Raw genomic sequence first — 21,911 nt, 5'->3', positions numbered from 1 at the left:
GACCACGGTCACGCCGGGTCGATCGCGACGAGCGGGGCGACCGCGGCACGGATGGCACGCTGCACGTCCTCGGTGGATCCGCCGGCGTCGACCACCAGGAAGCGGTCGGGCTCGGCTGCCGCCATGTCCAGGAAGGCACGTCGCACCGACTCGTGGAACGCCTCGGCCTCGGACTCCAGGCGGTCGAACGTGTCGCCACGGGCCGCGGCGACCCGGGCGCGTCCGACCGTCACGTCGAGGTCGAGCAGGATCGTCAGGTCCGGCGCCAGGCCGTCCGCCGCCCACTCCGACACCGAGCGGATGTGTTCGGCGCCGAGGCCGCGCGCGACGCCCTGGTAGGCGACCGACGAGTCGATGTACCGGTCCTGCAGCACGACCTCGTCGCGGGCGATCGCGGGACGCACGACCGTCTCGACGTGGTGCGCGCGGTCGGCCGCGTACAACAGCGCCTCGGCCCGGGGCGACACGTGCCCGCGCTCGTGCAGCACGATCTCGCGGATCCGGAGGCCCAGGTCGGTGCCGCCGGGCTCGCGGGTGCGCAGGACGGTGCGGCCGTGCTCGACGAGCCACGCCGAGAGCAGCTCGGCCTGGGTCGTCTTGCCCGCGCCGTCGCCGCCCTCGAGCGTGATGAACCGTCCGGTCACTTCTTCTTCGCCGGCGCCCGTCGGGCCGGCGTCTTCTTCTTGACCGGTCCCTTGGCGCGCTTGTCCGCGATGAGCTGGACCGCCCGGGCGTGGTCGACGGCCTCGACGTCCTCGCCCTTCGGGATCGTCGCGTTCGTCTCGCCGTCGGTGACGTACGGGCCGAAGCGGCCGTCCTTCATCTTGATCGGCTTGCCGGACACGGGGTCCGCCTCGAACTCCTTGAGCGCGGAGCTCGCGGCACGGTTCCCGCCGTACTTCGGCTGCGAGAAGATCTCGAGCGCACCGGGGAGGTCGATGTCGAAGATCGCGTCCTCGCCCGGGAGCGTCCGGGTGTCCGTCCCCTTCTTCAGGTACGGGCCGTAGCGACCGTTCTGCGCGGTGATGTCGTTGCCGGTCTCCGGGTCCTGTCCGACGACGCGGGGCAGGTCGAGGAGCTTCAGCGCGGTCTCGAGGTCGACGGTCGCCGGGTCCATCGACTTGAAGAGCGAGGCGGTCCGTTCCTTGGGCGCCGCGGCCTTCTTCGTCGTCTTCTTCGCCGGGGCCTTCTTCGCCGTGGCCTTCTTGCCGGTCGTCGTCTCGGCGGGGGCCTCGGCTGCTGCGGGCTCCGGGGCGGCGGCCGCGGCGTCGACGACCTCGCCGGTCTTCGGGTCGACGGTGGGCTCGGGCTCCGGGCTGCGCTCCGTGACGTAGGGGCCGAAGCGGCCGTCCTTCGCCAGGACCTCCTTGCCCGTGTCCGGGTTGATGCCCACGACGCGGTCACCGATGACGGGGGCGTCGACGAGTTCCTTGGCCTTCTCGACGGTCAGCTCGTCGGGTGCCAGGTCCTCGGGGACGTTGACGCGACGCGGCTTCTCCGGGTCGTCGCTCGGCACCTCGATGTAGGGGCCGTAACGACCGATCCGCAGGGTGAGGCCCGGTGCGAGCTCGACCGAGTTGATCTCACGCGCGTCGATCTCGCCGAGGTTGTCGATGACGGTCCGCAGGCCGCGCTGGTCGTCGTCGCCGCCACCGAAGTAGAAGCCCTTGAGCCAGTCGACCCGGTCCGCGTCGCCGCGGGCGATCCGGTCGAGGTCCTCTTCCATCTCGGCGGTGAAGTCGTACTCCACCAGTTCGCCGAAGTACTCCTCGAGCAGCCGGACCACGCTGAACGCGATCCAGTTCGGCACGAGCTGGGTGCCGCGCAGGGACACGTAGCCGCGGTCGATGATCGTCGGGCTGATCGTCGGGTAGGTCGACGGACGCCCGATCCCGAGCTCTTCCAGCGTCTTGATGAGGCTGGCCTCGGTGAAGCGCGGCGGGGGCGTGGTGTCGTGCCCCTTCGCCAGCACGTCGTGCACCTCGAGGTGCTCGCCCTGCTTGACGTCGGGCAGTGCGACGTCCTGACCGGCACGTTCGCTCGACTCGTGGCGGTCCTCGTCGCGGCCTTCTTCGTAGGCGCTGAGGAACCCGCGGAAGGTGATGACGGTGCCGGACGCGGTGAACTCGGCGTCCGTGCCGTTCGCGGTCGACGTGATGCCCTCGACCGACTCGGTGGACGAGATACCGAGCACGATCGATGCGGTCGACCCCTTGGCGTCCGCCATCTGGGAGGCGACGGTGCGCTTCCAGATGAGGTCGTAGAGCCGCCACTCGACACCGGTGAGCGTGCCCTGGAGCTCCTGCGGGGTACGGAAGGAGTCGCCCGAGGGACGGATCGCCTCGTGCGCCTCTTGCGCGTTCTTGCTCTTGCTCGCGTACAGACGGGGCTTGTCCGGAACGGTCGCGGCGCCGTACAGGTCGGCCGCCTGCTTGCGGGCCGCGTCGATCGCCTGCTTCGAGAGCGAGACCGAGTCGGTACGGATGTAGGTGATGTACCCGTTCTCGTACAGCGTCTGCGCCGCACGCGCCGTCTGCCGCGGCGACAGGCGCAGCTTGCGCGCTGCCTCCTGCTGCAGGGTCGACGTGGTGAACGGCGCCGCCGGACGGCGGGTGTACGGCTTCGAGTCGACGCTGCGGACGGTGGCGTCCCCGGCGCGCTCGAGCACGGTGGTCAGCGAGGCGGCTGCGGCCTCGTCGAGACGCACGACGTCACCGCTGAGCGCACCGCGGTCGTCGAAGTCGCGCCCCGAGGCGACGCGGGTGCCCTGGATCCGGGCGAGTCGCGCCGAGAAGGAGGACTCCCCCGTCTTCTCGAACCGAGCGGAGAGGTCCCAGTAGTTGGCCGAGACGAACGCGAGACGCTCGCGTTCGCGGTCGACCACGAGCCGGGTCGCGGCGGACTGCACACGACCGGCGGAGAGGCCGGGAGCGACCTTGCGCCACAGGACCGGCGAGACCTCGTACCCGTAGAGACGGTCGAGGATGCGGCGGGTCTCCTGTGCGTCGACGAGGGCGGTGTCGAGCTCACGGGTGGCCTCCTGCGCACGCTGGATCGCCTCCTTCGTGATCTCGTGGAAGACCATCCGCTTGACGGGGACCTTCGGCTTGAGGACCTGGAGCAGGTGCCAGGCGATCGCTTCACCCTCGCGGTCCTCATCTGTTGCGAGGTAGAGCTCGTCGGCATCCTTGAGCGCACGCTTGAGCTCGGCGACCGTCTTCTTCTTGGCGTCGGACACGACGTAGTACGGCTCGAAGCCGTTGTCGACGTCCACCGAGAACTTGCCGAGGGAGCCCTTCTTGAGCTCGGCCGGCAGGTTCTTGGGCTCGACGAGGTCGCGGATGTGTCCGACCGAGGCCTGGACTTCGTATCCGTCACCGAGGTATTGCGCGATCGTCTTCGCCTTCGCAGGGCTCTCGACGATCACGAGCTTCTTCGTGCCTGGCACGTGTCTCCTTGATCCGTGGTGCTGGTCGGCCCTGGACACGAACGTGTCCGGGTCGCCCGGGACATCGGTGACCGGTGGCCGACAGGCACACCATACACACCGTGGTCGGGGTGGTCGTCCGCCGGACCGGCGACCGCGGATGCGCCGACGGCGAACGGTCCGGAGCCGACGACCACCCGCACCCGGGCCGTCGCGGCGGCGAGGTCGCAGGCCACGAGGGCCGAGCCGTTCGCCCGTGCGACCCGCTCGGCGACGTCGCACGGCGAGCCGGTCAGGAGTCCGACGGAGGCCGCAGCGGCCGAGGTCGCGGCGGCGTCGGCGGCATCCCCGGCCCGGACTGCCTGCGTGCGGTGTCCGGCGGCGGCGAGCGCTGACGACGCGACGAGCACCCCGACGCCGAGGACGGCGACGACGAGCACGGTCACCGAACCGCGCTCGGGGTCAGCGTCCCCCGGCCGCAGCACACGCCGTCGCCCGGAGCGGCAGCGCCGAGAACGGACCGGCGCCGCCGCGCGTGGCGTCGACGCACACGAGGTCGTCGGTGCGCCGGACGGTGACGGAGGATCCCGGCGCGATCCGCTCGGCGGCGGCGAGTCCGACGGCGTCGTCCCCGCGCCCGACGCCCCGCGCAGCCGCCGCGGCGGCCGACTGCAGGCGTCCCTGTCCGTCGACGACCAGCACGGCCGCGACGAGCAGGGTGAGGACGAGTGCGACGGCGGGCAGCACGACCGCGAACTCGACCGTGACCGAGCCCCGGTCGGAGTCCCGGTCGGGGCGCCGCGCCTGGTCACAGCGAGAGGGCACCGCGGACGAGCTCGGTGAGGATGGTCTGCACCTCGCCCGAGCGCATGACGGCGACGAGCACGCCGGCGAACGCCACGGCGGCGAGGATGACGACCGCGTACTCGGCGGTCGCAGACCCCTGGTCGTCCTGCGCGACGGCGCGGAGCCGGTCGACGACGCGGAGCCGGTCGACGACGCGGCTGGCGCGACGGATTCGGTTCGGGGTGGTGCTCATGGGTTCGTCCCTTCTGTTGCGTTGATCCCAGCGTGGCGCGTGGCCACCGCACGATCGGGGCCTCGAGCGGCATCTGTGGAGAGGTCATCGCGCACCGACGACGGTGGAGGAGAGGACGCCGACCACGACGGGGACCACCCCGACGAGCACGAACGCGGGCAGGACGCAGACACCGAGCGGCAGCACCAGTCGGACGGCCAGGCGCTCGGCTGCGGCGAGGCCGGCGGCAGCAGCATCGTCACGGACGTCCTCCGCGGCGCGGCGCAGCAGTCCCGCCGCGGGCACGCCCGCTCGCACGGCCAGGTCGAGGACCTCGCGCAGGCGAGCCACGTCGGCAGCCGGCGGGACGATCCCGTCGGCGGCACGACGGACCGCCTCGCCGGCGGCGATCCACGAGCCACCGCCCGAGACGGCCACCGCCCAGGCGTCGAGGACGACCCCGGGCACGCGTCCGTCCGGCGTCGCCGACCGGACGAGCCGCGCGGTCCAGGCGCGCCCGGACAGGACGAGCACGGCGGCGAGCGCCGAGCAGACCCAGCCGAGCGGCGAGCCCGTGAGGACCTGCACGGCTCCGGACCCCCACGCGGCCCCGAGTCCGAGGCCGAACAGCGGCAGCGCCAGGACGACGCGGGCACTGGTGCGCGGGCCGGCGAGGGCGACCCGGATCGCCCGGTCCGACGCGGCCGATCGGCGGAGCGCTCCGGCGAGGGCCCCGAGCGTCTCCGCGACGGGGGCGCCGGTCCGGTCCGCGACCCGCAGGACGACGGCGATGTCCGCGGACGCCGGAGCGGTCCCGGCCGGCAGCCTGCCGACGAGCTCCCAGGCCCGCGGTGGCGGGACCCCGGCGGCGACGAGCGTCGCGACACGGTCCAGGGTGCCGGCCGCGCGCGCCGGGTCGAACGGCACAGGGTGCCGGACCCGACGTCCCAGGAGCGACCCCCTGCTCACGGTGTCCCGTCCACCGGGCGCACCCCGAGCCTCCCGTCCGCCCCGACGTGGAACGCGCCCACCGCAGCGAGCCGTCGTCCGCCTGCCCGACGCTCGACGTGGAGCACCAGGTCGAACGCGCTGACCGCTTGTCGGGCCAGCGCCTCGACGCCGAGCCCAGCGAGGGCGCCGAGCGCCTCGAGCCGAGCGGCGACGTCCGCAACACCGTTCGCGTGCACGGTGCCGGCGCCCCCGTCGTGTCCCGTGTTCAGCGCGGACATGAGCTCGCGGACCTCGGCGCCCCGGCACTCCCCCACGACGATCCGGTCCGGGCGCATCCGCAGGGCCTCACGCACGAGCCGGTCGAGGCCGAGCGCGCCGACACCCTCGGCGTTCGCCTGCCGCGCCTCGAGTGCGACCACGTGCGGATGGGCGATGCGCAGCTCGGCGACGTCCTCGACCGTGACGATCCGCTCGTCGGCCGGGACGGCGCCGAGCATCGCGGCGAGCAGGGTGGTCTTGCCGCTGCCGGTGGCACCGGTGACCAGGACGTTGCGGCGCTGGTGCACGGCGGCCTCGACGACGGAGCGCGGCACGTGCTCGAAGGTGCCGGCGCGGTCGAGCGCGGCGAGGGTCGGCCGGGCTGGGTGTGGGAGCCGGATCGAGATCGCCGTGCCACCGACCGAGACCGGGGCGAGCACGACGTGCACCCGGATCCCGTCGCCGTGCCGGACGTCGGCGCACGGAGTGGTCTCGTCGACGTGGCGTCCGCCGAGCGCCACCAGCCGCGTGGCGAGCTCCCGGGTGCGCGCCTCGCTCAGGCGCGGCGCGGCGGCTTCGAGTCCGCCGCCACGGTCGGTCCAGGTGCCGACGCCGCCGACGACCAGGACGTCGGTGACCCCGGCGTCCGTCACGAGGCCGGCGAGTTCCTCGAACTCGACGACACCGTGCGTTCGGCGCCGAAGGGCGGCGGCGGCAGCCCCGGGCGAGACAGGCCCGGCCCCGGGCGAGACAGGCCCGGCCCCGGGCAGAACGGACCCGGCCCCAGGCAGGAACGGTCCGGCCCTGGGCGGAACAGGCCCGGACCCGGGCAGGAACGGCGTGGCACGGTGACGGTGCATGACGCCAGAGCGTAAGAGGAGAGCCGTTTTCGGCATCCGGTGCCACAACCAGCCTGTGGAGAGGTAAGCGCCGATGGCACCAACGGACCGATTTGTCCCCCGAAACGGAAAGCCGTACCCCACTCGGCGAGGAGCGCCCGACGCAGCGCGACGACAGACCACACGAGCAGGTCCCCTCGCTCACGGGCACCGGGACGGAGTAGCAATTGCTACGAGCCCGTCAAACGTTCCATGCGTGAGCATGTACCGGTCTGTCCACTCGACCGGCGTGCCCGTGCGGATCGCCGCCGATCACCGGCGGCCGGCGAGCGCTGATCGCTCGAGCCGGACCCCGGACAAAAGAAGAGGCGGCACCGGTTGGGGGGAACTGGTGCCGCCTGGACATCGAAGGATTGGGGGGAATCCGATTCGATGCCGCCGGAAACGAGTCCAGCAGGAACTACTGTACCCCACGATCCGCCCCTCGGGGCAACCCCCGACCCGACCGCCGGGCGTGCCGCCGCGACCAGGACACACCGGTGTGCGCCGTCGCGGCCCCGCTGCCCCAGACCCGCGCCCGCCGCCGCGGCCTGGCTCCCCCGCACCCGGGCCCGCCGCCGCGGCCTGGCTCCCCCGCACCCGGGCCCGCCGCTCGTCACGCAACCGCGCAGCGCACGGGCCGAGGGGTAGTCTCCGTGGCGCACCCTGAGGACGCAACGACGCGAAAGGACATCGATGTCCACTCCGACCCAGACCGACCACCGCGAGGACGACGGCGCCACCTTCCCGCCGACACCCGAGTTCGTCGCCGACGCCGTCGCGCACGAAGACCTGCACGAGGCCGCCGCCGCCGACCGCGAGGCCTTCTGGGCCGAGCAGTCCCGCAGCCTGCTCGACTGGCGCACGCCGTTCACGCAGACCCTCGACTGGTCCGGCGCCCCGTTCGCGAAGTGGTTCGCCGACGGCTCGCTCAACGTGGCCGAGAACTGCCTCGACCGGCACGTCCGCGCGGGCAACGGCGACCGGGTGGCGATCCACTTCGAGGGCGCACCCGGCGACACCCGCCGGATCACCTACGCCGAACTCACCGCTGAGGTCCAGCGCGCCGCGAACATGCTCACCGACCTCGGCGTCGGGCAGGGCGACCGCGTCGTCGTCTACCTACCGCTCATCCCCGAGGCCGTCGTGACGATGCTCGCCGTCGCCCGCATCGGCGCCGTGCACTCCGTCGTCTTCGGCGGGTTCAGCGCCGAGAGCCTCCGCGCCCGCATCGAGGACGCCGGCGCGAAGCTCGTCGTCACGGCGGACGGCGGCTGGCGCCGTGGCGCGGTGTCAGCGCTCAAGCCCGCGGTCGACGAGGCACTCGAGGGCGAGGGCACCGACAGCGTCGAGCACGTCCTGGTCGTCAAGCGCGGCGGCAACGAGATCGCCTGGAACGACCGTGACCTGTGGTGGCACGACGAGGTCGCGAAGGCCGCCCCGGAGCACACGCCAGAGGCCTTCCCCGCCGAGACCCCGCTGTTCATCCTGTACACCTCGGGCACGACCGGGAAGCCGAAGGGCATCGTGCACACCTCCGGCGGGTACCTGACCCAGGCGGCGTACACGCACAAGAACGTGTTCGACATGCACCCGGAGAAGGACGTCTACTGGTGCACCGCCGACATCGGCTGGATCACCGGGCACTCGTACGTCGTCTACGGCCCCCTGGCGAACGGCGTGACGCAGGTGCTCTACGAGGGCACGCCCGACGAGCCGAAGCCCGGCCGCTGGTGGGACATCGTCGACTCGTACGGCGTCACCGTCCTGTACACCGCGCCGACGGCGGTCCGTGCGGCGATGAAGGCCGGCCGCGAGATCCCCGAGGCCCGCAGTCTCGAGACCCTGCGCCTGCTCGGCAGCGTCGGCGAACCGATCAACCCCGAGGCGTGGAACTGGTACCGCCAGGTCATCGGCCACGACCGCACGCCCATCGTCGACACGTGGTGGCAGACCGAGACCGGCGCGATCATGATCTCCGCGCTGCCCGGTGTGACGAAGCTCAAGCCCGGCGCCGCGCAGACACCGCTGCCCGGCATCGTCGCCGAGATCGTCGACGACGACGGCAACCGCGCCGACCCGGGAGAGAGCGGCTACCTCACGATCACGGAGCCGTGGCCGTCGATGGCGCGCGGCATCTGGGGCGACCCGGACCGCTTCGTCGAGACGTACTGGTCGCGGTTCCCCGGCCGGTACTTCGCCGGCGACGGAGCGCGGCTCGACGGTCAGGGCGACATCTGGATCCAGGGCCGCGTCGACGACGTCATGAACGTCTCCGGGCACCGCCTGTCGACGGCCGAGATCGAGTCCGCCTTGGTCGGGCACGAGGGCGTCGCCGAGGCGGCCGTCGTCGGAGCCGCCGACGAGACCACCGGACAGGCGGTCGTCGCGTACGTCATCCTCACCGCCGAGGCCGCTGCCGACGTCGACCGCGAATCGGCCTCGACCGAACTCCGCAACTGGGTGGGCAAGCGCATCGGTGCGATCGCGAAGCCCCGCCAGGTGGTCATCGTCCCCGAACTGCCCAAGACGCGCTCCGGCAAGATCATGCGGCGCCTGCTCCGCGACGCGGCCGAGGGGCGCCGCATCGGCGACACGACGACGCTGGCCGACCCGACGATCATGGCGACCATCGCGGAACTCATGTAGTCCGTGTCACGCAGGTGGGGCCTCCAGTCCATGTCGGACGGGAGGCCCCACCTGCGTTCGCTTCACTGCTGACGGTCCGTCAGGACGTCAGTTCCACCACCAGCTCGACCTCCACAGGAGCGTCCAGCGGCAGCACCGCCACGCCCACCGCGCTGCGCGCGTGGACGCCGGCGTCACCGAAGACCTCGCCGACCAGGGTGGAGGCGCCGTTCGCGACCCCGGGCTGGCCCGTGAAGGACGGCTCCGACGCGACGAACACGGTGACCTTGACGACCCGGGCGACGCGGTCGAGCGAGCCGGCGACCGACTCGACGGCGGCCAGTGCGTTGAGGGCGGCCACGCGGGCCTGCGCGGTGGCGGTCTCGGCGTCGACCGACGCTCCGACCTTGCCGGTGACGGGCAGTGCGCCGTCGACGAACGGCAGCTGCCCGGCCGTGTAGACGTACTGGCCGGTGACGACCGCGGGGACGTAGGCGGCGACGGGTGCGGCGACCGGCGGGAGCGTCAGCCCCAGCTCGGTCAGGCGGTCCGCGACGCTCATGCGTCGGCCTTCGGGCGCTTGAGGTACGCGACGAGCCCACCCTCGGGGCCGGTGACGATCTGGACCAGCTCCCAGCCCTCGTCCCCGTAGTTGTTGAGGATGGCGGTGGTGTTGTGGATCATCAGGGGCGTGGTGAAGTACTCCCAGCGAGTCATGCGGTTCCTTGCCAGCCTTTCAGTCGTGGGTGTCGTTTAGGCTGCATCCTATGTCTGCCCAGAAGACGTCTGCCTCGCGGACCAAGCCCGTCTCAGCAGTCGGCGCCTTCATCGGATTCGTCGGGTTCAGTGCCCTCGCCGGCCTGCTCGTCACGATCGGGGTCACCCCGGCCATCGCGGTCGCCGGTGTCACGACGACGTCGACGATCGGTGTGTTCGAGTCGCTGCCGGAGTACATCGAGATCGGTGACCTGCCGCAGCGCAACGAGCTGTACGCGTACTCGGGCGGCAAGTCGGTGCACTTCGCGACGCTGTACGACCAGAACCGGCAGGAACTGAAGTTCGACCAGATCAGCGACCAGCTGAAGAACGCCGCCATCGACGGCGAGGACAAGCGCTTCTACAGCCACGGCGGCGTCGACATGACCTCGCTCATCCGCGCCGGCGTGGGCAGCATCGCCGGTGGACTCGGCGACTCGGGCGGTGGGTCGACGTTGACCATGCAGCTCGTCCGCAACATCAAGATGAACGAAGCGCTGAACCTCCCCACGAAGAAGGAGCAGCAGAAGGCCTACAACGAGGCCGTCGAGCAGACCATCCCCCGCAAGCTCGAGGAGATGAAGCTCGCGATCGGGCTGGCGAAGAAGTACTCCAAGAAGGAGATCCTCACCGCCTACCTGAACATCGCCTACTTCGGTGACCAGACCTACGGCGTGCAGGCCGCCGCGCAGCACTACTACAACAAGAGCGCGACGAACCTGACCCCGGCCGAGGCTGCCTCGCTGATGGCCATCGTGCAGTACCCCGAGGCGCGCAACCTGTCGACGCCGAAGAAGTACGACGCCAACGTCGCTCGACGCAACGTCATCCTGCGCTCGATGTACGACCAGAAGAACCTGACCGAAGCCGAGTACCGCACGGCCCGCCTGTCGAAGCCGGCGGACTACGTGCACCTGACGCAGCCGTCGCAGGGCTGCCGGGCATCGGTCGGCGACGGCTCGCAGTTCTTCTGCGACTACGCCAAGAAGGTCGTGCTCGAGATGTCGCAGCTCGGCTCGTCGCAGAAGGCTCGCGACACCGCGTGGCGGAACGGCGGCTACAAGATCCAGACGACGCTGAACATCGACCTGAACGCCGAGCAGAAGCAGCTCCTCAACACGTACGACAACAAGGCCGAGACGAACCTGGCGCTCGGTGCGACACTCAACTCGATCGAGGCCGGCTCCGGCCGCATCGTGACGATGGCGCAGAACAAGGACTTCGACGAGTCGCTGAAGTCGGCACCGACGTCGACCTCGTTGAACTACAGCGTCGACTACAAGTACGGCAACTCCGGCGGGTTCCAGACCGGCTCGACCTACAAGCTCTTCACGCTGCTGGATTGGATCAAGGCGGGCCACGGGCTCAACGAGACCGTCAGCGGTGCTGAACGTGTGGTCACGCCGTGGACCATCTGCGGTCAGACCGACTACACGAAGTTCGACGTCTCGAACGATGCTCCGGGCGAGGGCGGTAACTGGAGCGTGCTCGGGGCCACCGCTGGCTCGATCAACGGCGCGTTCGCATCGATGGCCCAGAAGCTCGACCTCTGCGACATCCGCGACATCGCGCAGTCGCTCGGCGTGCACCGTGCTGACGGCGGCGAGCTGCAGTACCAGAACCCGTCCGCGATCCTCGGCACCAACGAGATCGCCCCGATGACGATGGCCGCCGCGTACGCCGCTGTTGCGAACAACGGCATCTACTGCAAGCCGATCGCCATCGACCAGATCACCTCGCCGTCCGGCAAGCAGCTCGGCGGACAGACGAAGGACTGCCAGCAGGCAGTTGACCCGGCGTTCGCGCAGGCTGCGATCTACGCCATGAAGGGCACGATCACCAGCGGTACCGCGCGCGGTGCACAGACGCCGGACGGCACCCAGATGTTCGCCAAGACGGGCACCACCGACGAGGCGGACCAGATCTGGCTCGTCGGTGCAAGTTCGCGCGTCGCGACCGCCTACTGGCAGGGCAACACCGACGGTAAGAAGAACAACCTCCGGCACTACAGCAACGGCGTGGGCGGGACCTACGCCGGCTCCCGTGCCGACGTCTGGCGTCAAGCGATGACCGCGGTCAACGCCACCTACCCCGCCGGTGCCTTCACGGACCCGCAGCCGACGGCGATCCGAGGCAACGCCAAGGCACTCCCGAACCTGCAGGGGAAGACCGCTGACGAAGCCCGCGCAGCGATCTCCGGCGCCGGCTTCAACTACGTCGACGGTGGCGCCCGCCCCGGCACCGGCAACCCCGGTTCGGTGTCGTCGACCTCGCCGTCCGCCGGTGCGCTCCTGTCCTCCGGATCGAGCGTGACGGTCTACACCTCGGACGGGTCGCAGGCCAACGTGCCCGAGATCGGCGGCGACTCACTCGGCGACGCCCGCTCGGCGCTGAACGACGCCGGCTTCGGCAACGTCAACGTGTCGGACGACTTCGCGAAGGGCGGCGGCAACAAGACCTGCAAGGTCGCAGCCGTCGAACCCGCGATCGGTGCCGCCGCCGACAAGAACGCCGACGTGAACGTCCAGTTGTACGGCGACAAGAACGGCAAGGCGCCCAAGGACTGCAAGTGACCCGCGGTCGCGCCGCGCTCGGGGTCCTCGCAGCCGGCGCGGCCGTCGGCGCTGCCTCGTTCGCCTGGGGCTCGCTCGTCGAGCGTCGACGCTTCGGCATCCGGTGGGAGACCGTCCCGGTCCTCCCGCCGGGGTCGCGTGACGTGACGGTCCTGCACCTGTCCGACATCCACATGGCCCCGTGGCAGGCCGACAAGCAGCAGTGGCTGCGCGACCTGTCCCTGGTGGAGCCGGACTTCATCGTGAACACCGGCGACAACCTCGGGCACCCCACGGCGAACGCGGCCGTGGAGTACGCACTCGAGCCGTTCCGGGGTGTCCCCGGCGTGTTCGCGTACGGGTCGAACGACTTCTTCGGACCGTCGCCGCGCAACCCGCTGAAGTACTTCTCCGGCCCGAGCCGCATGCACAGCGAGGCGAAGCCCGTCGAGCTCGACATCGACCGGCAGACGGCGTTCTTCGAGTCCCTCGGGTGGCTCGACCTGAACGACCACGCTCGCGCCATCGAGCTCCGCGGCTCGCGGTTCGAGCTGTTCGGCACCTCGGACGCGCACCGCGACTGGGACCGGCTCGACCTGCTCCCCACGAACGTCGACGAGATGCGCGGCGAGGTGCCCTGGTCCGAAGACGAGGACGGCCCAGCTCCCGTCGCGATCGGTGTCACGCACGCGCCCTACCGCCGCGTGCTCGACGCCTTCGTCACCCAGGGTGCGGACATCATCTTCGCTGGCCACACCCACGGTGGCCAGGTCCAGGTGCCCGGGGTCGGTGCCCTCGTCACGAACAGCGACCTCCCCCGCCGGTACGTCAGCGGGCTGCACAAGTGGGAGCACCGGAACCACTGGTCGTGGCTCGAGGTCTCGGCCGGTCTCGGCACCTCGATCTACGCGCCGGTCCGGTTCGCCTGCCGGCCCGAAGCGGTCGTCGTCACCCTCACCGCCCGCACCTCCTGACGACGCGCCCGGGAGTTCGCCGGATGGTCGTGAGCACCCCCGATCATCGGATAGTATTGTCGGGTTGCTCCGGTACGGAGTGATCACACCGCGGGGTGTGGCGCAGCTTGGTAGCGCGCCTCGTTCGGGACGAGGAGGTCGCAGGTTCAAATCCTGTCACCCCGACACTGTGTTGAGACAGTACGAAGAAGGCCCTGGTTCTCCGGAACCGGGGCCTTCTGCTTTTCCACGGTCGGGCGCTCGGCACTACACCTCCCGACACACGACGTGGCCGCCGCTCCCCCGGCTGCGACGACGCGGATAGCCTCGACAGCGATGTCACGCGCCGACCGGTCCCGAGCTGACGACCGACGATGGGTCTGCATTTCGAAGGTGCTCGCGCGGACGGCTGCAGCAGTCCTCCTTCCCGTCGTGACCCTCGCCATCGTGTACCTGCTGATCGCCGCACTCACGACACGGACGGAATCGGCCGACCGCACTCTCGACCTCGGCGGGTACCTCGGGTTCGCAGCCGCCACGGTCGTGATCTGCGGGCTCGTCGGTGCGACCGGGAGCGCGCTCTCCCGGTCCGCGAGCGCCGTCCACTTCGGGCTCATCGTGGGATGGCTGATCCTCGGGGCCTCGTTGTTCCTGCTCGTAGTCCTGTCATTCGTTCCCGCAGCACCACCGTGGGTCAGCTGGAGGTCGTTCCGGTCGTTCATCAGCCTGCTCGGCACCCCGCTCGTCTACGCCATCGCCATGACGACCTACACGGTCGGGTTCGCTGTCCGTGATCCGCGACACCGCTGGCTGACCGTCGTCGCGCTCGCGGTCCTGCCCGGGCTGATGATCACGTTGTACGGCTTCTTCGACCCGATGTCGTGACGACCGGACCACGGGCCGCCGTCCTCGCGTTCCTCACCGCACTCGTGCTGAGTGCGGTGAGCGCGCACAGCGCTGCGCAGTTCATCACGCATTCTTCGGGCCGGACAGGACTGCAGCCGCACCTGTTCCTGCCGGTGGTCCTCTGCGCGGTCCTGTCACTGTTTTACGGACTGGCGATGACCAGGCGGACGATGGCCGATCAGCGACGATGGGCCACGGTCGGGTCGCTCTGCGCGGTCATCCCGATCGCCGCGCTGTTCGGCTTCCTGACGCTCCTCGCGGTGCTCGGAACGGCGACGGACCCGCACCCGGCGGGTTCGGTCGTGTCCGCGAGCAGCCCCGCCATCGCGGCTGCGACGGTGCTCGTGGACACGACAGCTCTCGGCCGGCGGATGCCGCGTTGGGCGCGCTACAACGGTCTCGTCGTGGTCTCCGCTGTGCCGGTCATCCTCGCAATCGCCAGGGTGCTGCTGGTGCCCTGATGAGCGAGCAGGACGCTGCTCACTGACGAGTCAGACGCTGCGGTAGCCTGAGCGCGTCATGCAGTATCCGAGCGCTCACCTCGCAGCGATAGCCGAGCAGATCCAAGCACGATTCCCCGAGCTCGCCGACGACCCGGTCCTGACGCAGAACCTCGTCGACAACGTGACGTCGATGATCGCCGAGGCACACGCGCGCTACGCCGCCGGTGCCGAGGACAGCGTGGTGAGCGGCGCGTACCTCGATCCGGACCACCTGGCAACCGGGTCTCTGCACGCCGAGCAGTCCCAGCACCCCGCCGGCGCGATGCTCGCCGCGGAGATGCTCTTCGACGCCTACCTGCCGCTCTTCGTGGACGAGGTCGGCGCGGAGTCCACCGCCGAGGTCCTGCGTGCCACCAGGGCCCTGCACGCGGGCATCTGGAGCCGGTTCCCCGCCGGGGCCGTCGCCTACACGGAAGCGCTGCGCCAGCGCGTCACGACGGCGCACCTGGACTCCCGCACGCAGATCGCCCGTGACCTGCACGACCGCGTGGCGCACGGCATCCTCGCCGGGCTCCAGCGGCTCGACCTCGTGCTGCTGACCGATCCCCCGGCCGGCGAACGGGCCGACCAGCTCGACGACGCCGCACGGCTGCTGCGCGGAGCACTCGGCGACGTGCAGGACCTCGCGGTGAGCCTGCACGCCCGCGTCGGCGACGCCCTGCTCGACGATGCGCTCGCCCGGCACGCCAGGGACCTGTTCTCCGACGACGACCGTTTGTCGTTCAGCACCACGGGTACGCCCGAGCACCTGCCGAACTGGCAGGCGGAGGAAGCGCTGACGATCCTCCTCGAGGCGCTCACGAACCGGCGGAAGCACGCACCGCACTCCAGCGCCGGGGTGCACTTCGCGTGGACCTCGGCATGCCTCGTCGTGACGGTCTCCGACGACGGTCCGGGCTTCGACCCCGATGCCGACGCCGACGGACGCCTCGGGCAGCAGACCATGCGCGAGCGGGCCGCGGTCATCGGCGCGCGACTCGACGTCGAGAGCACCCCAGGCACCGGCACCACCGTCCGCCTGACGATCCCGAGGGGCACGCTGTGACCGTCACGCACGTCGCCATCGTCGACGACCACCAGCTGTTCCGCGAAGGACTGGCGACGATCCTCGCCGCCGTGCCCACGATCCGCGTGGTCGCACACGGCGAGCGTCCGTCCGACGTTCTCGACTCCCCCGAAGCCGCCGCCATCGACGTCCTGCTCCTCGACGTCGAGCTCGACGGTCCGCCGGCACGCACCACGATCGCCACGGTGCGCCGCACCCGTCCGGACGTCCGCGTGGTGGTGCTCACGATGCACCGCGATGCCGTCCTGCGTCGGACACTGCTCGACGCCGGTGCGGTCGACTTCGTGACGAAGGACACCCCGAGCCGCGAGCTTGTCGACCGCATCGCCCGGGCCGTGCACGCCGATGCCGCGCCGGTGACGTTCCCGGTCGACCTGGTCACCGAGGCCCGCGCGGGATCACCGCTCAGCGACCGCGAGCTCGAGGTCCTGCGGCTCCTCGCGGCTGCGCGCACCAACGCCGAGATCGCGGCGGACCTGCAGCTCGCGATCGGCACGGTCAAGCGGCACGTCTACAACGTGTTCCGCAAGCTCGACGTCGGTTCGCGAGTCGGCGCCGTGGCTGCGGCGACGCGCCTCGGCCTGCTCACCTGAGGCTCCGCTCCACTTGGTGAGCAGAAATGGTCGGGTGCCTGACGGCGACCCGACCATTTCTGCTCACCAAGCGAACGAACGGAAGAGCGAACGAACGAGCGAGCTAGACCGACGCCGACGCCGGCGCCGACGCCGACGCGCCAGCGCGCACGAGCCGCCCGGACGCGTGCAGCCCGGCCACCACGTCGAGCGCCTGGTGCCGGTACCGCGCCTGCGCAGCACCCGGAGCGACGATCACGCCGTTCGCCCCGGTGGACTCCACGAGCGCGTTGATCTTGTCCGCCACCTGGTCGGCGGTGCCGTACGCCTGGCGCTCGGTGCGGGCGGCGATGAACCGACGCTCGAGGTCGTTGAACTCGTACGCGCGGGCCTCGTCCATCGAGACCGGCTCGGGCTTCGCCCCCTGTCGCATCCGGATGAACGAGATCATCCCGGGAGCGCTCTGCTCATCGACGACGGCCGGGTCCTCGTCGGTGACGACCTGCACGCCGATGAGCGCGTTCGGCGTATGGCGGAACCGCGAGGGCCGGAACGAGTCCCGGTACAACGCGAGGGCCGCCTCGGTGTTGTCCGACGCGAAGTGGTGGGCGAAGGCGAACGAGACGCCGAGCGCTCCGGCCACCTGCGCGCTGTACCCGGAGGACCCGAGCAGCCAGAACTCCGGCACGTCACCGTAGCCCGGCACCGCGCGGATGCCCGACAACGGGTTGTCCGAGGACATGCCGGTGAAGAACCCGATCAGGTCGGCGAGGCGGTCCGGGAAGTCGTCGACGTCGAGCCGGTCGGTGCGGCGCAGCGCCATCGCGGTCGCCCCGTCGGTGCCCGGCGCACGGCCGAGCCCGAGGTCGACGCGGTCGCCGTACAGCGCTCGGAGCGTGCCGAACTGCTCGGCGATGACGAGGGGTGCGTGGTTCGGCAGCATGACGCCGCCGGAGCCGATGCGGATGGTCGAGGTGGCCGCGCCGACGGCGCTCAGCAGCACCGCGGGGGCCGACGAGGTGATGCCGGGCATGCCGTGGTGCTCGGCGACCCAGAACCGCTCGTAGCCGAGCTTCTCGGCGTGGACCGCCATGTCGATCGAGCCCTGCAGGGCTTCGGTGTTGGACTGGCCGTACTCGCGCGTCGCCAGGTCCAGGACGGACAGGTGCAGGGTGTCGTCGCTCATGTGGTCACCAACGCACGCCGCGGCGCACGCATTCCACGACGAGACCGCCTCCTCCACCGGTCAGGACACGCCGTCGTCCGCCGGCCGACCGGTCACCAGGCGTCGCCCGGACGTCGCACAAGCGACGGTTCGCGACCGAACGGCGGACGCATGCGGCGCGCCGTGGACGTCAGGCGCGACGGCCGGGAGGCCCGTGGCGGGGCTGCACCGCGCCTCCAGGCCGTCTGCGGTCGCGTCTCGAGCGCCGAGCGGTCACGACCTGACGCGCGCACCTCGCGGACTGGTCGCGTCCGGTCGCCCGACGGGCGGATCGGCGACGCGACGTGTCCGCTCGGCGAACGCGAGCGGTGTGTGACGATCTGCTGGCAGCGCGGGTCAGGCGCCGTCGAGCCGGCCGCCGGACTCCGTCAGGTAGCAGTTGGCGCAGAGCGACTCGTAGGCGACGTCGACGCCGTCGATGGCGACCTGCGAGCCGTCGAACACGAACCGGCCGTCGACGGTGCGGGCGTTGAAGACGGCCTTGCGACCGCAGCGGCAGATCGTCTTGAGCTCTTCGAGCGAGTGCGCGACCTCGAGCAGGCGGGCGCTGCCCGGGAACGCCTCGGTGCGGAAGTCGGTGCGGATGCCGTAGGTGATCACCGGGATCTCGTCGAGGACCGCGATGCGCAGCAGGTCGTCGACCTGCTGCGGAGTGAGGAACTGCGCCTCGTCGACCAGGACGCAGCTGACCGCGCGGACCATGCCGTCGAGGCGGTCGGACTCGGGGTCGACGGCGCCGGCCGCAGCGACCGCGGACCGGACGTCGGCGTCGGGAGCGAAGACCAGGTCGACGGTGCGGGTCACGCCGAGGCGGGACACGATCTCACGGTCGCCCTTGGTGTCCACCGCGGGCTTCGCGAGCAGGACCCGGTGCCCGCGCTCCTCGTAGTTGTAGGCAGCCTGCAGGAGCCCCGTGCTCTTGCCGCTGTTCATCGCGCCGTAGCGGAAGTAGAGCTTCGCCACTACGCGAGGAACCCGTCCTCGGCGGCCCGCCGGATCAGGTCGGACTTCTTCGAGGCGGGACGGCCGACCTTGCTGTACTTCTCGCGGACCCGGCGCAGGTAGGTCTTCGCGGTCTCGTACTGCACGTTCATCTGCGCGGCGACCTCGTTGGTCGAGTAGCCGGACACGTACAGCCGGAGCGCTTCTTCCTCGCCGTGACTGAGCTTCGGACGCTGGTGCGCAGCCGCCCCGGTGGGCAGCGGACGCCACTCGCGCGGCTGCGGGGTCTCGCGGGCGACGCCCATGATCTCGCGGGCGACGTCCATGACCTCGCGCATCGGCAGGGACTTCGACAGGAACGCCGCGGCGCCTGCTGCCAGGGCACGGTCGCGGGACTCGCGGCTGTCGACGCTGGAGAGCACGATGACCTTCGCGCCGGCGGCACGGCAGGTGCGGACACGGGCCTCGATCGAGACGGGTTCCTTGAGCTGGAAGTCGAGGAACACCAGGTCGGTCGGGAAGCTGTCGCTGTGGACCATCTCGAGCCAGGTGTGCGCGGTCAGGGCCAGGTCGAAGTCGAACGCGTTCACCGCGATCCAGCTCGACAGGCTGTCGAGCAGCACCTCGTGGTCGTCGAGGATGGCCAACCGCACACGTCGTGCCCCCGGGTTCGGGAGGGACGGGGACCCCTCCGAGAGCCTGTTCGGGTCAGTGCTGGTCATAGGAGAACCTTAGTGCGAGGGCGGACGGACGAACCGCGACGTCGAGGTCGGGGAACGTCACACGGAGGACGGCGAAGTAGGGGTCGAAGGTGCGGTGGATCCCGATGTCGGAGTCGGCCACGGCGAGGTCGAGTGCGAGCAGCACGCGGGCGTCGCGGGCCGGGTCGGTGCGGGCCGGGTCGGCGGGGGCCGGGTCGGTGCGGGCCGGGTCGGTGCGGGCCGGGTCGGTGCGTGCTGCATCGCCGCGGGTGGCCGCGTCGTCCTGCCCGTCCTCGCGTCGGAGCGTTGCCCGGAACCCGGCCGGGTCGACGGTCGAGGCACGGAACGCGGCCCGCAGGAACGTCCGCACCACGGAGCGCTGGTCGGCGTCGAGCATCGCGGCGAGCCCGTCCGGGTCGTCGACGACCGGGGCGTCCCCGCCCTCGACCCGCACGGCCTGCTCGAACCAGGTGCGGTCCGCGTCGGCGACCATCGCCCGGCGGATGCCGTCGGCGATCAGTCGTGCCCGCTCGCGGTCGGCATCGGTGATGACCTCGCGCGTGCGCAGCTCGGCGAAGAACGGTGCGACGTCGCGGGCGAGGATCGTCGACCGGTCCTGCTGCACGCTCGCCGCGATGCCGTCCCGCTCCGCACGCTCCACCGAGTAGGAACCAGCCCGGATCTGCACCCGCTCGGCCAGACCCGCGAACGTCCACGCGAAGACGGCCGACGCAGCGGTCAGCACCAGGGTCGGTGCCGCCGCCAGGAAGGCCGCGACGGCGACGGGGATCTCGTGCGGGAACGTCGCTGCACCGACGCCCCAGGTCGCGGCGTTGACGACGGCGAGCAGGGCGCCGCCGATGGTCAGGTCCGTCCAGGGCCGGTACGGCGCGACCATCACGATGCCGGTCGCCGTGATGAGCGACATGAAGTCGTTCAGCGCGCTGCGGTCGGGTCCCCACTGCGCGGCGACGCTCGTCACCGACGCCAGGCCGAGCAGCCCGACGTGCGCAATGAAGGCCCACCGCGGGAACGGTGCTCGGAATGGACTCGAGGCGGTGAACACGACCGCTGCCGACGCCGCGACCAGGATGACGGTGAGTGCGCTGAGGGTGGGGCTGCCCACGACGTCACGGTCGAACACGGACACCAGGAGCGCCCAGACGATGCTGGCGGCGCCGAGCCCGATCGCGAGCGGACGCGACCCCATCGCGCCGAGCGGGTCGTACTGCTGCGCGGTCCGACGGGCCTCGGTCGTGGCGCTCACCGGTCGGCTCCCTGCACGCCGCCGACCTCGTCGGGGACCACGGTGCCGGCGTGGTCGGTGGCCACGGCGTCCGTCGTGGCGGTGACCGGTCCGAACGGCACCGTCATCATCACGCTCGTGCCCGAACCGGGCGACGACCAGATCTGGACGTCGCCGCCCACCCGACCGATGCGGTCGCGGACCGAGCCACGCAGGCCCATCCGGTCGGAGCCAGTGGAGTCCTCGTCGAAGCCACGACCGTCGTCGACCACCATCACGGTGCACGACGCGCCGTCGTCGAAGACGCTGACCTCGGCCGCGTCGACGCCGGCGTGCTTGCGGACGTTGGCGAGACACTGGCCCACGGCGCGGACGAGCGCGGTGACGGCCCGCTGGTCGAGCCGGTCGAGTGCGGACGGGTTGCCGGACACCGTGACGTCGAGACCGGTCGCACGGTGCTGGTCCACCATGACGGCGAACGCGTCGACCGCTGCACCGGGTCGCTGTGGAGCGGCCGGTGCCAGCCACCCCTTGCCGGTCAGGACGGCGACGTCGGCCTCGATGGTCCGCGCCAGGTGCGGGTCCATCGGGCCGTCGGGAGCCAGGGAGATCGCGTTGAGGTGGTTCAGGACGGTGTCGTGCAGGATCGCAGCCGCCTCGGCCTCGACCCCGGCACGGTACGCGGAGACGTGCTCTTCACGCGCCGACCGCAGCAACTCCGGTTGCACCCGCTCCGACCGACCGGTGCTCCGACTCGTGAACAGCACCAGCACGACCACGAACCCGAGCGTCACCCAGGCGAGCACGAGCGGACGCGGTGGGCCGTCGGCCTGGACGACCGCGATCCACGTCGCCGCCCGTCCGGTCAGGAACCCGAGGAAGGACCACAGGACGACGCGGCTCGGCACCGCGCCGGCACCGCCGACCAGGATGAGCGGGATGACCGCCAGCGACAGCAGGTACGAGGTGACCCAGCCCAACGGGACCTGCTGCTGCACGACCATCGCGAACCACCACGCACAGACGCCGCCGACGACCAGGAACGCGACCGCGGAGCGCCAGGTGCCGAACTGCACGTGCACGCCGATCATGCCGAGCATCGGGACGAGCGCCAGGACCGCACTGATCACCTGCACGTCGAGCTCGGACAGCCGGTACAGCAGCAGCGCGATCGCCGCCGCCACCAGCGATCCGATCGCACCGGCGTGGAACGCCCGCACCGTCGACCACGCGTTCACTCGCGGAGCGAGGTGCGTGGGGATGCCGAGCACGAGATGGGTCCTTCCGGGTGGCGGGAATGCCGCCCACGATCAAACACCTCGGTGCTGA

Annotated in this window: 21 protein-coding genes and 1 tRNA gene; 8 read left to right on the top strand and 14 right to left on the bottom strand. The window is 71.1% G+C overall.

Annotated elements, in window-relative coordinates; genetic code table 11:
* Positions 1–8: 8 nt before the first annotated feature.
* From tmk to M4960_RS13145, 7 genes are all read right to left on the bottom strand, one after another.
* A complete protein-coding gene (gene tmk, locus M4960_RS13175; protein WP_131845658.1) occupies positions 9–644 on the bottom strand; it encodes a dTMP kinase in 636 nt (211 codons plus the stop codon).
* Positions 641–3,448, bottom strand: a complete 2,808-nt coding sequence (topA, locus tag M4960_RS13170; RefSeq protein WP_248704471.1) for a type I DNA topoisomerase — start codon at positions 3,446–3,448, stop codon at positions 641–643. Before topA ends, tmk begins: the two co-directional genes overlap by 4 nt.
* Positions 3,424–3,873, bottom strand: a complete 450-nt coding sequence (locus M4960_RS13165) for a hypothetical protein (protein ID WP_248704470.1) — start codon at positions 3,871–3,873, stop codon at positions 3,424–3,426. Before M4960_RS13165 ends, topA begins: the two co-directional genes overlap by 25 nt.
* A gap of 16 nt (positions 3,874–3,889) precedes the next feature.
* Positions 3,890–4,252: a TadE family type IV pilus minor pilin gene (locus tag M4960_RS13160; protein WP_248704469.1), complete on the bottom strand. Its 363-nt coding sequence runs from the start codon at positions 4,250–4,252 to the stop codon at positions 3,890–3,892.
* Positions 4,236–4,466: a DUF4244 domain-containing protein gene (locus M4960_RS13155; protein ID WP_248704468.1), complete on the bottom strand. Its 231-nt coding sequence runs from the start codon at positions 4,464–4,466 to the stop codon at positions 4,236–4,238. The genes M4960_RS13160 and M4960_RS13155 overlap by 17 nt, the downstream gene beginning before the upstream one ends.
* Before the next feature lie 84 nt (positions 4,467–4,550).
* Positions 4,551–5,414: a type II secretion system F family protein gene (locus tag M4960_RS13150; protein WP_248704467.1), complete on the bottom strand. Its 864-nt coding sequence runs from the start codon at positions 5,412–5,414 to the stop codon at positions 4,551–4,553.
* Positions 5,411–6,514, bottom strand: coding sequence for a TadA family conjugal transfer-associated ATPase (locus M4960_RS13145; protein WP_248704466.1), 1,104 nt, complete (start codon positions 6,512–6,514; stop codon positions 5,411–5,413). The genes M4960_RS13150 and M4960_RS13145 overlap by 4 nt, the downstream gene beginning before the upstream one ends.
* Positions 6,515–7,228: 714 nt before the next feature.
* Here M4960_RS13145 and acs point away from each other — a divergent pair.
* Positions 7,229–9,181 (top strand): acetate--CoA ligase, encoded by a 1,953-nt coding sequence (gene acs / locus M4960_RS13140; protein WP_133938437.1) that lies wholly within the window; start codon positions 7,229–7,231, stop codon positions 9,179–9,181.
* Between the two features lie 79 nt (positions 9,182–9,260).
* Here the strand turns inward: acs and M4960_RS13135 are convergent, their stop codons facing one another.
* Together M4960_RS13135 and M4960_RS13130 are read right to left on the bottom strand one after the other, a co-directional pair.
* Positions 9,261–9,722 (bottom strand): RidA family protein, encoded by a 462-nt coding sequence (locus M4960_RS13135; RefSeq protein ID WP_123292150.1) that lies wholly within the window; start codon positions 9,720–9,722, stop codon positions 9,261–9,263.
* Entirely contained in the window at positions 9,719–9,877 is a 159-nt protein-coding gene (locus M4960_RS13130; RefSeq protein ID WP_017888699.1) for a DUF4177 domain-containing protein, read from the bottom strand. The genes M4960_RS13135 and M4960_RS13130 overlap by 4 nt, the downstream gene beginning before the upstream one ends.
* A 50-nt stretch (positions 9,878–9,927) precedes the next feature.
* Between M4960_RS13130 and M4960_RS13125 the strand changes: the two genes are divergently transcribed.
* From M4960_RS13125 to M4960_RS19790, 7 genes are all read left to right on the top strand, one after another.
* Complete coding sequence (locus M4960_RS13125) at positions 9,928–12,489, top strand: transglycosylase domain-containing protein (protein WP_248704465.1); 2,562 nt, start codon at positions 9,928–9,930, stop codon at positions 12,487–12,489.
* Positions 12,486–13,442 carry a metallophosphoesterase gene (locus tag M4960_RS13120; RefSeq protein ID WP_123292148.1) on the top strand — a complete coding sequence of 319 codons (957 nt, stop codon included), beginning with the start codon at positions 12,486–12,488 and terminating at the stop codon, positions 13,440–13,442. Before M4960_RS13125 ends, M4960_RS13120 begins: the two co-directional genes overlap by 4 nt.
* 91 nt (positions 13,443–13,533) lie before the next feature.
* Positions 13,534–13,607, top strand: a tRNA-Pro gene (locus M4960_RS13115).
* Positions 13,608–13,853: 246 nt separating this feature from the next.
* Positions 13,854–14,306 (top strand): hypothetical protein, encoded by a 453-nt coding sequence (locus M4960_RS13110; RefSeq protein ID WP_131845666.1) that lies wholly within the window; start codon positions 13,854–13,856, stop codon positions 14,304–14,306.
* Positions 14,303–14,788, top strand: coding sequence for a hypothetical protein (locus M4960_RS13105; protein ID WP_248704464.1), 486 nt, complete (start codon positions 14,303–14,305; stop codon positions 14,786–14,788). The genes M4960_RS13110 and M4960_RS13105 overlap by 4 nt, the downstream gene beginning before the upstream one ends.
* 58 nt (positions 14,789–14,846) lie before the next feature.
* Complete coding sequence (locus M4960_RS13100; protein WP_248704463.1) at positions 14,847–15,875, top strand: sensor histidine kinase; 1,029 nt, start codon at positions 14,847–14,849, stop codon at positions 15,873–15,875.
* Entirely contained in the window at positions 15,872–16,489 is a 618-nt protein-coding gene (locus M4960_RS19790) for a response regulator transcription factor (RefSeq protein WP_173169349.1), read from the top strand. Before M4960_RS13100 ends, M4960_RS19790 begins: the two co-directional genes overlap by 4 nt.
* Positions 16,490–16,592: 103 nt before the next feature.
* On the opposite strand, the gene M4960_RS13090 is transcribed toward M4960_RS19790, so the two are convergent.
* The 5 genes from M4960_RS13090 to M4960_RS13070 all read right to left on the bottom strand — a co-directional run bounded on the left by M4960_RS13090 (position 16,593) and on the right by M4960_RS13070 (position 21,853).
* Positions 16,593–17,654 carry an LLM class flavin-dependent oxidoreductase gene (locus M4960_RS13090; RefSeq protein WP_248704462.1) on the bottom strand — a complete coding sequence of 354 codons (1,062 nt, stop codon included), beginning with the start codon at positions 17,652–17,654 and terminating at the stop codon, positions 16,593–16,595.
* Between the two features lie 375 nt (positions 17,655–18,029).
* Entirely contained in the window at positions 18,030–18,656 is a 627-nt protein-coding gene (locus M4960_RS13085; protein WP_123292145.1) for a thymidine kinase, read from the bottom strand.
* Positions 18,656–19,357, bottom strand: coding sequence for a response regulator transcription factor (locus M4960_RS13080; RefSeq protein WP_235035937.1), 702 nt, complete (start codon positions 19,355–19,357; stop codon positions 18,656–18,658). Before M4960_RS13080 ends, M4960_RS13085 begins: the two co-directional genes overlap by 1 nt.
* A complete protein-coding gene (locus M4960_RS13075) occupies positions 19,344–20,603 on the bottom strand; it encodes a hypothetical protein (RefSeq protein ID WP_173169136.1) in 1,260 nt (419 codons plus the stop codon). The genes M4960_RS13080 and M4960_RS13075 overlap by 14 nt, the downstream gene beginning before the upstream one ends.
* Complete coding sequence (locus M4960_RS13070) at positions 20,600–21,853, bottom strand: sensor histidine kinase (protein WP_248704461.1); 1,254 nt, start codon at positions 21,851–21,853, stop codon at positions 20,600–20,602. The genes M4960_RS13075 and M4960_RS13070 overlap by 4 nt, the downstream gene beginning before the upstream one ends.
* Positions 21,854–21,911 lie beyond the last annotated feature (58 nt).

Source organism: Curtobacterium sp. MWU13-2055, from assembly GCF_023242305.1.
In the GTDB taxonomy this organism is placed as follows: domain Bacteria; phylum Actinomycetota; class Actinomycetes; order Actinomycetales; family Microbacteriaceae; genus Curtobacterium.
The sequence above is the reverse complement of the archived record's forward strand: the minus strand, read 5'-3'. Positions and strand labels throughout refer to the sequence as shown.

Excerpts from the sequence above, each read along its gene's own strand:
- M4960_RS13155 (WP_248704468.1), bottom strand. The coding sequence starts at position 4,466 with ATGAGCACCACCCCGAACCGAATCCGTCGCGCCAGCCGCGTCGTCGAC.
- M4960_RS13145 (WP_248704466.1), bottom strand. The coding sequence starts at position 6,514 with ATGCACCGTCACCGTGCCACGCCGTTCCTGCCCGGGTCCGGGCCTGTT.
- acs (WP_133938437.1), top strand. The coding sequence starts at position 7,229 with ATGTCCACTCCGACCCAGACCGACCACCGCGAGGACGACGGCGCCACC.
- M4960_RS13135 (WP_123292150.1), bottom strand. The coding sequence starts at position 9,722 with ATGAGCGTCGCGGACCGCCTGACCGAGCTGGGGCTGACGCTCCCGCCG.
- M4960_RS13130 (WP_017888699.1), bottom strand. The coding sequence starts at position 9,877 with ATGACTCGCTGGGAGTACTTCACCACGCCCCTGATGATCCACAACACC.
- M4960_RS13125 (WP_248704465.1), top strand. The coding sequence starts at position 9,928 with ATGTCTGCCCAGAAGACGTCTGCCTCGCGGACCAAGCCCGTCTCAGCA.
- M4960_RS13100 (WP_248704463.1), top strand. The coding sequence starts at position 14,847 with ATGCAGTATCCGAGCGCTCACCTCGCAGCGATAGCCGAGCAGATCCAA.
- M4960_RS13090 (WP_248704462.1), bottom strand. The coding sequence starts at position 17,654 with ATGAGCGACGACACCCTGCACCTGTCCGTCCTGGACCTGGCGACGCGC.
- M4960_RS13080 (WP_235035937.1), bottom strand. The coding sequence starts at position 19,357 with ATGACCAGCACTGACCCGAACAGGCTCTCGGAGGGGTCCCCGTCCCTC.